Consider the following 13,292-nt stretch of genomic DNA (forward strand, 5'->3'; position numbering starts at 1 on the left):
GCAGACTAGAGCGCTTCAGCGTTTCAGTGAAACGCCGAAACGCTCCAGGTCGTTGGTTTTGTCGCGCTTTCGAACCGGAAAAGTCTGCAACTTTTCCTGAAAGCGCTCTAGCCGTGCGGCCGGCGGCAAGCCACCGGAATGGTGCAGAAACGATACCCGGGACCGGGCTTCCATGCCCGGTTTCCAGGGCGGGTTTTCCACATTGAGGAAGATGGCAAAACCCGCTTGCGCACCCCGACAATGCCCCCTATAAACCGCCCGACTTAGCGCCCTCGGGCGCCACGGTTGCCCGGGTAGCTCAGTTGGTAGAGCAGCGGATTGAAAATCCGCGTGTCACTGGTTCGATTCCGGTCCCGGGCACCACTCCTTTCCCCTTAGACATCAAATGCTTAAGCGTAACTGAGCTCGGAAAATCGCGAGCTCGATGTCGCGTACATGTTGCAACCAGAACCCGCGAATTTCCGGGGTTTTCCAATTGCTCCCGGCAAGTCCACGCAACATGAACCGCGACATGAAGCGCGCGTGAGCAAGTTGGACTAGCTCCAATTGGCCGACCGGAGGCGGAGGGGGTCTACCCATCGACATGCTTCCTTGGGAGCGCCACATCATCGAGCGAGCGCGAACCCCAATTGAACACCGCTTTCCGACTGATGGCCCGGTACGACGGCCGGGCGACCATCCCCGTCGACGAGCTCGTCTGGTACTACTTCCTCCACCTCAACGTCGAGCAGCTCATCCGCAAGGCGGGGGCGGACGATATGCCCTCCCCCTCATCCGAATCGAGGCGAGCCAGAAGGCCGCGAAGGGGGTACGGGGTTCCCCCGAATTGACCTCGATCAATACTGGCGTCACCGGTTTGGGCAACCTGCTCGTGTCAAAACTGGTGCGATGCGATGCGAATCTACCTGCTTCTTGCTCATCCTGACGCCACGAGCTTCAACCGCGCACTCGCTGACGCCTACGCCGGAGCGGCGCTCGCCGCTGGCCATGAGGTCCGTCGCCAGAACATCGGAGAACTCAAGTTCGATCCCGTCCTGTGGAAAGGCTATCGGGAGATCCAACCGCTTGAGCCCGACCTCGTCGCAGCGCAGGAGAACATTCGTTGGTGTGAGCGCTGGGTCATCTTCTACCCCGTATGGTGGGGTTCGGTGCCCGCCCTGCTCAAGGGCTTCTTCGACCGGGTTCTCTATGCGGACTTCGCCTACAAGTATCACGAGAAGGACCCTTTCTGGGACAAGCTCCTGAAGGGGCGATCGGCACACATAGTGGCGACAAGTGATGCGCCGGCGCTGTGGTTGTGGCTCCAGTATCGGAACAGCGACGTCAACGCGGTGCGGCGCGGCGCGCTTGAGTTCTGTGGTTTTTCGCCGGTCAGGGTTACCCGAGTAGATCGGGTAAAGTACCTGACGAGTGAGCAGCGGGCGCGGCAACTGTCGGATGAAGCCATGAGAGGCACCGCACGAGTTCGCTCGTATGCGCCGGACAGCCTAAGTACCGGCGATTGCAGGGGCATTGACGCTCAACTATGGGTCTAGCGGGCCGCGCGAGGACGTCGTCGGTGTTTGGAGGATATTGATGCCGTCGTTTCGCGAGAAATGGAACAGCCCGCTGAACCAAGCCGCGCTCTGGGGTCTGCCCGTGGCGCTAGTCGCGTCGAGCGTGCTGTGGATTGTGCTCGGCCGCCCGTCATTCGCAGTGTTTCTGACGCTGGCGGTAGTCGCCTGGGGTCTCGCGATACCTAGTCTCCTCGTGATCCGGAAGCTGCAGAAATAGTCGCGCCAAGCAGCGGACCTCCGCTCGATGCACCCAAGCGAACCCACGCCTTCGCGGCGTCCGGTCAGTGCGACATCAGAAGCGGCAGACGGCAGTTCAGCAGAACCGTGCGCGTAGCTCCGCCGAGAATCCATTCGCGGAAGCGATTGTGACCGTAGGCTCCCATAACAAGCAGGCCAGCGCCGCGATCGATCGCTGCCTGCTGTAACGCATCGCCGATCGAGACGCCGCCCGCTGCCACCGTCGACCGGCTCGTGTCGATTTCGTGGCCGCGTAGCAGGGACTCGGCACCGGCAACAGATATCGGATCGATGGCCTTGTCGTCGTCCACCGTTAGCAGGATGGTTCGCACGAAGAGCTTGAGCACCGGAATTGCGTCGCGCAGCGCCCTAGCAGCCGCTCGTGTGCCATCCCACGCGACAGCAGCCGTATCGAAGGATGCCGTCGTCTCTGCCGTTGGAAGAACCAGGGAGGGGCCGCCGGATCCGAACAGGACGGCCTCAAAGATGCCAAGCTGCGCATCACTCTGGCTCGTGGCGACGAGCAGTGAATAGTCGAACGTGCGACTTGCCACCGAAATCACATCCGCAGCGGCCTCGGGCCTGGACCGTACCGGCTGCAGCTCCAGGCGCAGGCCAAAACTCGCGGCCAGGCGATTGGCCTCATCGAGGAGCTCCCGTGCATTGCTGCGGCTCTTCCGCTCGGCGGCCGCCACCATGCCAGTTACGTCGATCAGCACATCGGCGAGGACGTTCTGGATCTCAGCGATGTCGACCTCGTGCACCAGAGCGGTGACATCTCCTTGAAGTTTCGACACCAGTTCAAAGGCGTAGGCCAGACCCGATTTGGGGGTGGGATCCGGGTAGCTGAGGAGCGGCAGTAGCAGTCTGCAGGACATTGGGGCCTCCGCGCTGTCTATTGCGTCTGAATGGATGGTGCTTCGATGGTGGACGTCAGCACCACCATCGCTGGTTCCAAGGGCTGTTTGGCGCTCTGGCTGGCCACGAGCGCGGTGTCTCTTCGCAAAGGCGCAAACAGTGGCGAGGAGGGGTGCCCACGCCACGGCCGAAAATCAGACCCCTTGAAGCCCTGCCAAGTGAAAGTGCGGTTGCGGTTCGCCTTCACCAGCGGCCCCGTGAGGCGACGTTCTGCAGCGAGCACCGATGCGAACCCCAGCCCAGTGGTCGTTGCAACCATCGGCCCAGACGGCGCGGGCCGCGCCGCGATCTCGCCGGTCGCTTGTTCCGCGACCGACTGATCCACGGGATAGCCTACCTCGAGCGTCACTGCCCCCGGCAATCGGTTGCGGTAAATCACGATCAGCTCGCGGCCGACGGGCTCGTCGATAGATACAAGGTACCGGTCAAGCACTTCGATTGCCTGGCGAAGGGCCGCGGTCGTTGAGGCGTCTCCTTCCCCGCAGTACCGGACGACGTAGATCATGGGTCGCGGCGCGACTGTGACATGGCTGCGGCGAGAGGTGACTAAACTCACGGGGACTCGAACGCTGTCGGCCTGAAGCTCGCTAGATCCAAGTGGCATTGTGCATCTCCCTGCACCATGACTTGGATTACCGCTGGCTCGCCCGCCGGTCTTTGACCCACATCAAATTCCGGGTCGATCAGCGTGCGGTGTAGCCCCCGTCCACCAAATGGTAGCTGCCTGTTATGAACGAGGCTGCGTCCGACAGCAGAAAGACCGTCAGAGCAGCGACTTCATCGGCAGTTCCAAGCCGCCCCACCGGATGCAGTCCCCGCACGAAACCCAGCGCCGCTTCATCGAGATTCCTTGAAAGAAGCGGTGTATCGATGAAACCAGGACCGACCGTGTTGATGCGCACACCTCGCTGGGCATACTCGATCGCCGCCGACTTGGTAAGACCGACAATTCCGTGCTTTGCAGCGACGTACGCTGGGGAGTTGGCAAATCCCACCGTTCCGAGGATCGAAGCCATATTTACAATGGCGCCGCCGCCAGATGCGAGGATCGCGGGCAGTTCGTACCGCAGCCCGAAGAACACGCTGTCCAGGTTGGTTCGGATGACCTCGTGCCAACCCTCGATTGGGTACTCTCCGGTCGGGGCGGCCGGGCCACCGATGCCCGCATTGTTGACGGCCAGGTGAAGACCGCCGAAGAGCCGTACGGCCTCCTCGACCATAGTGTGGACCTCGTCGGCGTTGGCGACATTTGCGACATGAGCTCGAGCGACGCCCCCGTCGGTGGCGATAGCAGCTGCAACGACCTCCGCTCCGGCACCGTCAATATCGGCTACCAACACCTTGGCGCCACGACGTGCGAGCGCTTGAGCGACCGCAGCTCCAATCCCGGAGGCAGCACCGGTTACGAGGCCAATCTTGCCGTTGAAATCCATGGACATGGCTATGCTCCCACTTCCCTATTGTGTCCCAGAGGGCCGGGGCGTTGCTAAGTTGGCACGCTCAACTGAGCTCCGGCCAACCGCGACTGGTTGCGGCCGGATCGGCGTCACCACCGACATGCGAAACTTGAGATCATCTGCGAACTCGAGGATGAGCTCTCCCCTATCCTCGGATTTCAGTTCCTTCTTGCGGAAGACTTGCTTGGTCAGCACCCGGCAACCTGTTGCCCGCTCCATCTCGTCCAGAGCCGGCTCGGGTGGAGAGGTTGGCACGCTTCCATCACAAGTGACGAACAGGGCGATGCGTCCCGATTTTCCGCGGATGCGGAGAAGCATACTGAGTACCGGCGGAGCGGCCTTGGCTCCCCAAACCGGCGCACCGACCACGATGAGATCACGTGCATCCAGCATCGGCTCCAGCCGGATAGGAGGGTGTCCGCGAGAAATGACATCCCATGCCTGCCGCAACTTGCCGAACAGGCCATCGTATGCAGGACAGCTGGCCTCGATGAGGTCTGCCCCGAGTTGCGAAGCAAGCTCGATCGCCACCGATTTGGTCTTGCCGGTATATGAATAGTAGACCACCGCAGGTCGCATTGCCCGTTCTCCTTGCCCCCAACAAGAAAGCACGCCCGGCCGTACTGCTCTTTGAGGCAGGTCAAAGTCCGGCCGGTATGCTCTGAGACTGAGGTCCGAGGTTTCTCGTAGTCCGGTCAGACCGCGGGCACAAAGTGCGACCCCAGGAAGTACGGCCAGATGACCAATCCCAGCAGGCCCATCAGAAAATCCAGCTTCAGATATCCGATGGTAAAGAGCCAGCCGGCAAACCACGCCGCGCCCAGAGAGCTGTGCTGTGTAATGTGTATGCGTTCCATGACGATCCTCCTTGGAGATGTCGATACACTTGCCTGATCATCAGCCCGGGACCTTGATCTGCGTCAAAACGGCCCCGCAGAGTTGGTGAAATGCTCCTGCCGACGAACCACGCAAAGGAGCAGTAGTCATGTCCGCTGAAGGTAAGAATGGCTGGGCAACGTTCACCGAGGAGATCGAGGTGACCGGCCACCAGCTCATCGACGAGATCAACCGGCTGTTGGCCGAAGGCAACATCCGGAAACTACAGATCCGGTCGGAGGCTGGCGACGTCTATCTGACAGTGCCACTGACGGCAGGTGTCGTCGCGGGAGGCGTTGTCGCCCTAACCGCGCCATGGCTGGCAGTGATCGCCGCCGTTGCGGGGCTGCTGACCAAGGTGAAACTCGAAGTGCTGCGCGAAAAGGCCCCTGACGCCGAAAAGCCGGCCGAGACGGATGGCGCGGGGCACGGGAACGACTGACGTCACCTACCGTTCGAGCGCACCAGCATCAGCGTCTGGACCAAGAGCCAGATGTCGAACCCTGCGATGGTGAGGCGCTCCAGCAGAATACCCGTCAGGGGCCACCCCGCGGCGGCCCCTAGTGCGGCAAAGGCCGACCATGAGCCGGCATCAATGCGCCATCAGCACGGGCACTTCAGAGTTGAGGAGCACCTTCCGCGTGGCACCGCCCAGCATCCATTCGCGCAACCTCGAGTGACCGTAGCCACCCATGACGATCAAGTCGGCCTGAATGGCCTTGGCCTCGTTCAGGATCGCGGAGCCGGCATCGGACCACCCATTCACCATCCTGACCTCACCGAGGACGCCGTGCCGGCTCAGGTAGCGTCCGATGTCGGCGCCGGGCTGGTCGCCGAACCGCTCGCTCGCGCCACCCTCTTCCACCAGGCCGATGACGACCAGTTTCGCGCGTTGCAGGAAGGGTATCGCCTCGGCGACGGCCCGGGCGGCCTCGCGCGTGTTCTTCCACGCCACGAAGACCGCGTCGATCTTCCCGGAGAGCTTGGCATTCGGAGGCACGAAGATGCACCCCCGTCCCGAACTGAACAGGACAGCTTCCTCAATGTACTGCTGGCGGGCCGGATCCCCGTACGGTCGAGTTCCGATGAACAGGTCGGACGTCCTGGCCTCAGCCGCGAGCGCCCCGCCGACCTGTCCGGGAAACACGTCAAGTCGACGGAGTTCAGTGAATTCTCCAAGCTTGGCGATCTGGGGCCGAAGGGCGGCGGTGACCTTGTCGGCCGCTTTGGAGGATTCACCGAGAAGCGCTTGCAGGAAGGCCGAGCCAGAGGGGTCGGTGATCGCTATTACGTCGGGCAACGCATGCACCTGCAGGCCGGTAACGCGGGCCTCCAGCGACTGCGCTACTGTCTGGGCGAAGGACAGCCTGACGGCGTCCTCCGGCGAGCCGGTGAGATGTACGACGATATCCTTGATCATACTGGTGCTCCTGGGCCGCGAACGTTTCGCTGCGTAGCAACACCTCCACAGACCGGTGGTGGCCATATTGATCTATCGCAAATTGAGCGAGGAACTCCCGGCGCCGCCATCGGCTCCGCCACATCGCGGCTAGGGATCAAATCGCCGGCCACGTCACGCTTGTACTTGCGACACTGCGCTTCCTGCGGGACGCGAGGGCACGATCCCTGCGATGCTCACGCGGCCGGTTGTTGTATCCCTAGATGCCAGCGGCTACACACGATTCATGGACAGGCTGCCCTCCCGTACTACCGATCGACAGGACCTCATCGTCGCCGGCGTCGCGGCTATTTGCCTTGTCCTCGCTGCCGGCATGGCTCTTGCGCCGGAACCGGCGCTCTCACCAGGTCTGCGCACGGTCGGCTCAGTGGTATTTGCCGCTTTGGGCTTGGGCGCCATCTATTGGTTGTTGCGTTCGGTCCTCGGACTGCGCAGGACATCGCACCACACCGGGGAAACCCTCCGCGAAAAGGAGGCCCACCTCCAGTCCATCCTGGATACCGTGCTGGATGCAACGGTGGTCATCGACCCGGACGGCATCATGCTGTCGTTCAACGCTTCCGCGGTTCGGCAGTTCGGCTATTCGCCAGAGGAGGCGATCGGCCAGAACGTCAGCATGCTGATGCCGGCTCCCTATCGAGAACAGCACGACGCCTACCTCGCGAGGTATCTCGGGACTGGGGAGAAGAGGATCATCGGCATCGATCGCGTGGTGGTGGGGCGGCGCAAGGACGGATCGACGTTTCCCATGAAGCTCGCCGTCGGCGAGATGCGGCAGGGGGACCGCGTCTATTTCACCGGTTTCATCCGCGACCTCACCGAGCGTGAAGAATCGCAAGCGATGCTCGATCAGGCCCGGAGCGAGCTGGCCCGGCTGGCCCGGCTGAACGAACTCGGCGAGATGGCCTCGACGCTGGCGCACGAACTCAACCAGCCCCTGTCGGCGATCGCCAACTACGTCCAGGGATGCCGGCGCATGCTGGACAAGATCGACGAGGAATATGCCAATCGCATGCGCGGAGCTCTCGACGAGACCGCCAAGCAGGCGCTGCGGGCTGGCGACATCATTCGCCACCTGCGCGAGTTCGTGACCCGCGGTGAGACCGACAAGGGGCCCGAGGACATCAACCATCTGGTCGAAGAGGCGGGGGCGCTGGCCCTGGTCGGGTCCCGCGAGCGTGGCATCAAGTCTGTGTTCGACTTCGGATCAGACAGCAGCATCGTGGTGGCGGATCGGGTGCAGATTCAGCAGGTCCTGATCAACCTGATGCGCAACGCCATGGAGGCCATGCGCGACAGCCCCGAAAAGCAACTCATCGTCCGCACGCGCCACGTGTCGCCGGATTGGTTGCAGGTCGAGGTCGAAGACACCGGGCCGGGGATTGCCGACGAGGTCGCCCCTCAGCTGTTCCAGCCGTTCGTCACAACCAAAGCCAACGGCATGGGTATAGGGTTGTCGATCTCCCGTCGCATCATCGAATCTCACGGCGGGGAACTCACGGTGGCCAAGAACGCGGCGGGCGGCGCCACATTCAGTTTTTCTCTCCCCACGTTCACGGAGGCCTCCGGTGAGTACAGCTGACACCGTCGTCCACATCGTCGATGACGAAGAGGCCGTACGCAACTCCCTGGCCTTCTTGCTTTCGGGGGCGGGCTTCGCAGTGCGCGTGCACGAAAGCGCCACGGCGTTCCTAGCGATCGCCCCCCAGATCACGAACGGTTGCCTGATTACCGACCTTCGGATGCCGGACATGGACGGCGTCGAGCTGCTTCGGCGCTTGCGCGATGCCGATGCGCTGCTGCCGGCGATTGTAATTACCGGTCACGGCGACGTTCAGATGGCCGTCGAGGCCATGAAGAGTGGTGCCATCGACTTCATCGAGAAGCCGTTCAGCGACGATGTGATCATCGAGTCCATTTCGAGGGCAGCAAGCCGCGCCGCCGAGCGCGTACAGAGCGGGGCCGCCCTCGAGATCGTCAAGCAACGAGTGGCGTCATTGAGCGACCGCGAACGGCAGGTGCTGAAGGGCGTGGTTGCCGGGCAAGCCAACAAGACCATTGCCTTCGAGCTGGGCATCAGCCCGCGGACCGTTGAGGTCTACCGCGCGGGGCTGATGGGCAAGATGCAGGCAAAGAGCCTTCCGGAGCTCGTCCGGATGATCATGGACGTGGAGATCGAGGCCTGAGGTTGCCCCAAGGTAGACAGCTGGCGTTGGCTATTTGATTTACCTCAAGGCGGCAGTTCGCGCGGCGGCATAGTGAGAGGCGTCTCCCTATCGAGGCGCATTCACAAGGACCTGCCGCGTCATGGCCTCCGGCCGCATTCTCGTTGTTGCACCAAACGGCGACCTTCGGGCATCGCTGGTCTTTGCGCTCGAGGCGGAGGGATACCAGGTCACGGCGAAAGAGACGCTCCCCGACTTTTCATGGGTGGCGTCCCAAGGCTTCGACTGCACCGTCCTCGACCAGAAGGCCCTCTCCGGCCCTGACTATGAGAGCATCGCCTTCTGCGTGAAAGCCTATCCGGTTGTCTTGCTGGCGGCCCGCCCGTTCCCCTGGCTGGTCGAGTGGGTTTCCCAGATCGTCGAGATGCCGGCGATCGGCAACTCGATGTCGGCCGCGGTCCGCGAAGCTATCCGCGTCCACGTCTAGAACGGCGAACCTCGCCCATCGGGCTGGGTGGACTGGACTAGTTCAAGGTGTTCCCCACGTGCAGGGCGGCCATGAGTTCCAGTTCGTGCCGCACGTGGCGGCGCAGACCTTCGAAAAAGCCGCGCAGCATGTATCCAGTCGCCTCTGGCGCCAAGACTGGTTGACCGGTCGCGATCTGCTGCAGTTCGAACTGCACTTCCTCTGCGAAGCACTCGTCCTCGATGTGCTCTAGCCGCAAACGCTCCACGACCTGGCAGCCGTCGCCATGCAACGCAGCCAGGTGGGGAAACATCAATGCTTCTTCCGAGGCGTGCGCCCGCCTGATCAGTGGGCAGATCAGGTTGGCGATCTGCTGGCAGTGCGGTCGGTCAAGCCGATGCGGCAGCGAGTCTGCGATGCGCTCCAGCGCGTCGCAAAGGCTCATCTGCTGGTCAAACACATCCCGGAGCTCTGCCGAGAGTCGATCGCGAGTCATCGTCCAGACACTCCACCCCCGAGACCCCGTCAAGAAGACGAGCTTCTTCGAGGACGAGCCGCGTAGTCTTGATCTGGATCAAAGTTGCCGCCCTCGGTGCCCCCTAGTTTGCGACGACTGAACTGAACGCACGGGGGCGACGTTGCAAAATCTGCCATGGATCATCACGCTGGCGGGCGGGGCGTTCTTTACGCTCGTACTGTCCGGACTGGGACAGGACGCGGCCTTCAGCGCTCATATGGGTATCATCGCTGCCGTCCTCGGGCTGGGCGCGGTGGTCCTGCTTCGGCAACGCGGGCCGGCACCAGCAATCTCGTCGGACGGAGCGGAATCGAACGGGTATTTCGATGCGCCCATCCGGATCGGATCCATCCTCACCGTATTCTGGGGGTGCGTGGGCTTTCTCGTCGGCGTGGTCATTGCGCTGCAGCTGGCATGGCCCGAACTCAATTTCGGCCCCTGGTTCAACTTCGGCCGGATGCGGCCACTGCACACGTCGGCCGTGGTCTTCGCCTTCGGCGGCACGGCCCTGATGACGACGAGCTTTTACGTGGTGCAGCGCACCTCCAGGGCCCGTCTCATCAACGACAGCCTCGCCTGGTTCGTGTTCTGGGGCTACCAGCTGTTCATCGTGATGGCAGCGACTGGCTACCTGCTCGGCATCACCGAGAGCCGCGAATATGCCGAACCCGAATGGTACACCGACATCTGGCTGACCATTGTCTGGGTCGCCTATCTGATCCTGTTCCTTGGCACGATCATCAAGCGCAAGGAGCCGCATATCTATGTGGCCAACTGGTTCTACCTCGCCTTCATCGTCACCATCGCGCTGTTGCACGTCGTCAACAACCTGAGCATGCCGGTGAGCCTGCTTGGCTCAAAGAGCTACTCGTTGTTCTCTGGCGTGCAGGACGCGCTGACTCAGTGGTGGTACGGCCACAACGCGGTGGGCTTCTTCCTCACCGCCGGGTTCCTCGGCATGATGTACTACTTCATGCCCAAGCAGGCCGAGCGGCCGGTCTACAGCTATCGGCTGTCGATCATCCACTTCTGGGCCCTGATCTTCCTCTACATCTGGGCCGGCCCGCATCACCTCCACTACACCGCCCTGCCCGACTGGGCGCAGACGCTCGGCATGGTGTTCTCGGTGATGCTGTGGATGCCGAGCTGGGGCGGCATGATCAACGGCCTGATGACCCTGCGCGGCGCCTGGGACAAGATGCGCACCGACCCGATCATGCGCATGATGGTGATCGCCGTCGCCTTCTACGGTATGTCGACCTTCGAAGGTCCGGTCATGTCGATCAAGTCGGTGAACGGGCTCAGCCACTATACCGACTGGACCATCGGCCATGTGCACTCGGGTGCGCTCGGCTGGGTCGGCATGATCTCGTTCGCCGCGGTCTACTTCATGGTGCCGCGCCTGTGGGGACGCACGCAGCTCTACTCGCCGCGCATGGTCAACTGGCACTTCTGGCTCGCGACCACCGGCATCGTCGTCTACGCCGCCGTCATGTGGGTGTCGGGCGTCATGCAGGGCCTGATGTGGCGCGAGTACGATGACCAGGGCTTCCTCGTCTACTCGTTCGCCGAAACCGTGGCCGCACTCCACCCCTACTACATCGCCCGCGCCTTCGGCGGCCTGCTCTACCTCGCCGGCGGCCTGGTGATGGCCTTCAACGTCTGGATGACCATCCGTGGCCGAGTCCGCGACGAGCGTCCGATCGCAACCGCCACCGTATTGCAGCCGGCAGAATAGGAGCTCGCCAAATGGATATTCTTGGCAAACACGGCGTCATCGAACGCAACGCCTCCCTGCTCCTCACCCTCTCGCTGGTCGTGGTGTGCATCGGCGGCATCGTCGAAGTTGCGCCGCTGTTCTACCTGCAGAACACCATCGAGAAGGTGGAGGGGATGCGCCCCTACACGCCGCTCGAGCTCGCCGGGCGCGACATCTATGTCCGCGAGGGTTGCTATGTCTGCCATAGCCAGATGATCCGTCCGTTCCGCGACGAGGTCGAGCGCTACGGTCAGTACTCGCTGGCGGCGGAGTCGATGTACGACCACCCATTCCAGTGGGGCTCCAAGCGTACCGGCCCCGACCTTGCCCGCGTTGGCGGCCGCTACTCGGACGAGTGGCATGTCGAGCACCTCACCAACCCGCAATCGCTGGTGCCGGAATCGATCATGCCGAAATACGGCTTCCTGGCCGAAACCACCCTCGAGACCAACAACATCGCGGGCAGTCTCAAGGCCAACGCCATAGTCGGCGTGCCGTACAGCGAGGAGGCTATCCAAAGCGCCCAAGCTGACCTGATCGCACAGGCAACGCCGGATGCCGACACCTCGGGACTCCTTGCCCGCTACACCAACGTGCGGGCCGAGGATTTCGACGGCGACCCCAAGCGGATCACCGAGATGGATGCGCTCGTCGCCTATCTCCAGATGCTCGGCACGCTGGTCGACTTCACTACCTACGACGCCAAAGCCAACTATCGTTAAGCGAGCCAGCTCATGCCAACCGCACACTACGACATGCTCCGGCACTTCGCCGACAGCTGGGGCCTCCTCTACATGATGGCGATCTTCCTCGTGGTCGTGTTCTTCCTCGTGCGTCCGAGCGCCAAGGCAAACGCCATGGCGGCCGCCCGCATCCCCCTCGACGACGAGCAGCCCATGGTGCGGGAGGAACAGAAATGACCAACAAGGAGATCGACCAGGTCACCGGCGTTGAAACCACCGGTCACGAGTGGGACGGCATCAAAGAGCTGAACAACCCGCTGCCGCGCTGGTGGTTGTGGACCTTCTACGGCTCAATCGTCTTCGCGATCGGCTACACCATCGCCTTCCCTGCCTGGCCGATGATCTCGTCGGCCACGACCGGCGTTCTTGGCTACTCCAGCCGCGCCGACCTCGACGCCGAACTGGTCGCCGCCAAGGCGGCGCAGGGCGATCTGGTTACCAAGATCGCCGAGACCCCGGTGGCAGATATCCTCGCCAACGAGGACCTGGCCCGATTTGCCCGCGCCGGCGGGAAGTCGCTGTTCAAGGTCTACTGCTCGCAGTGCCACGGCACCGGAGCGACGGGCAGCGTCGGCTACCCGAACCTCAATGACGACGAATGGGTCTGGGGCGGCAGCATCGAGCAGATCTACGCGACGATCTCGCATGGTGCACGTTCGCCGACCGATCCGGAGACGCACTACAACGTCATGCCGAACTTCGGCACGGATGGGATGCTCGCTCCCGAGCAGATCGACCTCCTCGCAAAGCAGGTCGCATCGCTGTCCGGGATCGAGGGCGGTGCGGCTAGTCCCGAGGGCAATCAGCTGTTCGCCGATAACTGCGCGGCCTGCCACGGCGGTGGTGGCGAGGGGATGCCCGATGCCGGCGGCCCGTCGCTGAACGATCAGATCTGGCTCTATGAGGGGACGCTTGCGGCGATCAAGGCTCAGATCGAGCGGCCCCGCCATGGCGTCATGCCCGCCTGGCAACCAAGGCTAGGGGAATCTGCAGTCAAGCAACTGGCTGTCTACGTCCACGGACTCGGTGGTGGCCAGTAGGCAAAGCCATCGCCGCCGGCAGGAGGAGGTCGACCGCAAGCGCCCTCCTCCTCGTCCGCGGAAATTGACCCAGATCAAGCCGCTCGCCGGACGTCCGTG

19 protein-coding genes and 1 tRNA gene are annotated in these 13,292 nt (G+C 62.7%); 12 read left to right on the forward strand and 8 right to left on the reverse strand.

The features are described 5' to 3' along the window. Nucleotides 1–15: 15 nt before the first annotated feature. Entirely contained in the window at nucleotides 16–174 is a 159-nt protein-coding gene (locus ASC89_RS28580; RefSeq protein WP_156384740.1) for a hypothetical protein, read from the reverse strand. A gap of 113 nt (nucleotides 175–287) precedes the next feature. On the opposite strand from ASC89_RS28580, the gene ASC89_RS22465 reads away from it, so the two are divergent. The 4 genes from ASC89_RS22465 (at nucleotide 288) to ASC89_RS22480 (ending at nucleotide 1,773) form a co-directional block, all read left to right on the forward strand. After that, a tRNA-Phe gene (locus ASC89_RS22465) sits at nucleotides 288–363 on the forward strand. 266 nt (nucleotides 364–629) lie between these two features. Then, a complete protein-coding gene (locus ASC89_RS29255; RefSeq protein ID WP_156384741.1) occupies nucleotides 630–830 on the forward strand; it encodes a pyocin activator PrtN family protein in 201 nt (66 codons plus the stop codon). Nucleotides 831–893: 63 nt separating this feature from the next. Next, nucleotides 894–1,535 (forward strand): NAD(P)H-dependent oxidoreductase, encoded by a 642-nt coding sequence (locus ASC89_RS22475; protein WP_082533545.1) that lies wholly within the window; start codon nucleotides 894–896, stop codon nucleotides 1,533–1,535. 40 nt (nucleotides 1,536–1,575) lie between these two features. Beyond that, nucleotides 1,576–1,773 carry a hypothetical protein gene (locus ASC89_RS22480; protein ID WP_056002060.1) on the forward strand — a complete coding sequence of 66 codons (198 nt, stop codon included), beginning with the start codon at nucleotides 1,576–1,578 and terminating at the stop codon, nucleotides 1,771–1,773. A 64-nt stretch (nucleotides 1,774–1,837) separates the two neighbouring features. Here the strand turns inward: ASC89_RS22480 and ASC89_RS22485 are convergent, their stop codons facing one another. From ASC89_RS22485 to ASC89_RS28835, 5 genes are all read right to left on the reverse strand, one after another. Further along, nucleotides 1,838–2,671: a universal stress protein gene (locus ASC89_RS22485; RefSeq protein ID WP_056002063.1), complete on the reverse strand. Its 834-nt coding sequence runs from the start codon at nucleotides 2,669–2,671 to the stop codon at nucleotides 1,838–1,840. Nucleotides 2,672–2,688: 17 nt separating this feature from the next. Next, the gene (locus ASC89_RS22490) at nucleotides 2,689–3,216 is read right to left on the reverse strand and encodes a hypothetical protein (protein ID WP_156384742.1); all 528 of its coding nucleotides are present in this window, start codon (nucleotides 3,214–3,216) and stop codon (nucleotides 2,689–2,691) included. Between the two features lie 178 nt (nucleotides 3,217–3,394). Beyond that, on the reverse strand, nucleotides 3,395–4,150 hold the full coding sequence (locus ASC89_RS22495; RefSeq protein ID WP_056002069.1) for an SDR family NAD(P)-dependent oxidoreductase: 756 nt from the start codon (nucleotides 4,148–4,150) through the stop codon (nucleotides 3,395–3,397). A gap of 18 nt (nucleotides 4,151–4,168) precedes the next feature. Further along, nucleotides 4,169–4,747: a hypothetical protein gene (locus ASC89_RS22500; protein WP_056002072.1), complete on the reverse strand. Its 579-nt coding sequence runs from the start codon at nucleotides 4,745–4,747 to the stop codon at nucleotides 4,169–4,171. Nucleotides 4,748–4,863: 116 nt separating this feature from the next. Next, complete coding sequence (locus ASC89_RS28835) at nucleotides 4,864–5,025, reverse strand: hypothetical protein (protein ID WP_200940474.1); 162 nt, start codon at nucleotides 5,023–5,025, stop codon at nucleotides 4,864–4,866. A gap of 128 nt (nucleotides 5,026–5,153) precedes the next feature. On the opposite strand from ASC89_RS28835, the gene ASC89_RS22505 reads away from it, so the two are divergent. Beyond that, the gene (locus ASC89_RS22505; RefSeq protein WP_056002075.1) at nucleotides 5,154–5,486 is read left to right on the forward strand and encodes a DUF4342 domain-containing protein; all 333 of its coding nucleotides are present in this window, start codon (nucleotides 5,154–5,156) and stop codon (nucleotides 5,484–5,486) included. A 150-nt stretch (nucleotides 5,487–5,636) separates the two neighbouring features. Here the strand turns inward: ASC89_RS22505 and ASC89_RS22510 are convergent, their stop codons facing one another. Next, entirely contained in the window at nucleotides 5,637–6,464 is an 828-nt protein-coding gene (locus ASC89_RS22510; protein ID WP_056002078.1) for a universal stress protein, read from the reverse strand. A 265-nt stretch (nucleotides 6,465–6,729) separates the two neighbouring features. On the opposite strand from ASC89_RS22510, the gene ASC89_RS22515 reads away from it, so the two are divergent. From ASC89_RS22515 to ASC89_RS22525, 3 genes are all read left to right on the forward strand, one after another. Beyond that, nucleotides 6,730–8,085: a PAS domain S-box protein gene (locus ASC89_RS22515; protein ID WP_244488544.1), complete on the forward strand. Its 1,356-nt coding sequence runs from the start codon at nucleotides 6,730–6,732 to the stop codon at nucleotides 8,083–8,085. Beyond that, entirely contained in the window at nucleotides 8,072–8,689 is a 618-nt protein-coding gene (gene fixJ / locus ASC89_RS22520) for a response regulator FixJ (protein WP_056002081.1), read from the forward strand. Before ASC89_RS22515 ends, fixJ begins: the two co-directional genes overlap by 14 nt. A 121-nt stretch (nucleotides 8,690–8,810) precedes the next feature. Continuing rightward, nucleotides 8,811–9,155: a response regulator transcription factor gene (locus ASC89_RS22525; protein ID WP_056002084.1), complete on the forward strand. Its 345-nt coding sequence runs from the start codon at nucleotides 8,811–8,813 to the stop codon at nucleotides 9,153–9,155. 37 nt (nucleotides 9,156–9,192) lie between these two features. Here the strand turns inward: ASC89_RS22525 and ASC89_RS22530 are convergent, their stop codons facing one another. After that, nucleotides 9,193–9,630, reverse strand: coding sequence for a hemerythrin domain-containing protein (locus ASC89_RS22530; RefSeq protein ID WP_056002087.1), 438 nt, complete (start codon nucleotides 9,628–9,630; stop codon nucleotides 9,193–9,195). Nucleotides 9,631–9,772: 142 nt separating this feature from the next. Between ASC89_RS22530 and ccoN the strand changes: the two genes are divergently transcribed. From ccoN to ccoP, 4 genes are read left to right on the forward strand one after another with little or no spacing between them, the layout of a single operon-like run. Next, nucleotides 9,773–11,389, forward strand: a complete 1,617-nt coding sequence (gene ccoN / locus ASC89_RS22535; protein WP_056002088.1) for a cytochrome-c oxidase, cbb3-type subunit I — start codon at nucleotides 9,773–9,775, stop codon at nucleotides 11,387–11,389. 11 nt (nucleotides 11,390–11,400) lie between these two features. Continuing rightward, entirely contained in the window at nucleotides 11,401–12,132 is a 732-nt protein-coding gene (ccoO, locus tag ASC89_RS22540) for a cytochrome-c oxidase, cbb3-type subunit II (RefSeq protein ID WP_056002091.1), read from the forward strand. 12 nt (nucleotides 12,133–12,144) lie between these two features. Continuing rightward, entirely contained in the window at nucleotides 12,145–12,330 is a 186-nt protein-coding gene (locus ASC89_RS22545; protein WP_056002094.1) for a cbb3-type cytochrome c oxidase subunit 3, read from the forward strand. After that, a complete protein-coding gene (ccoP, locus tag ASC89_RS22550) occupies nucleotides 12,327–13,193 on the forward strand; it encodes a cytochrome-c oxidase, cbb3-type subunit III (protein ID WP_056002097.1) in 867 nt (288 codons plus the stop codon). Before ASC89_RS22545 ends, ccoP begins: the two co-directional genes overlap by 4 nt. The last annotated feature ends 99 nt before the right edge of the window (nucleotides 13,194–13,292 follow it).

Origin of the sequence: Devosia sp. Root413D1, assembly GCF_001425235.1 — a bacterium.
Lineage (GTDB): Bacteria > Pseudomonadota > Alphaproteobacteria > Rhizobiales > Devosiaceae > Devosia_A.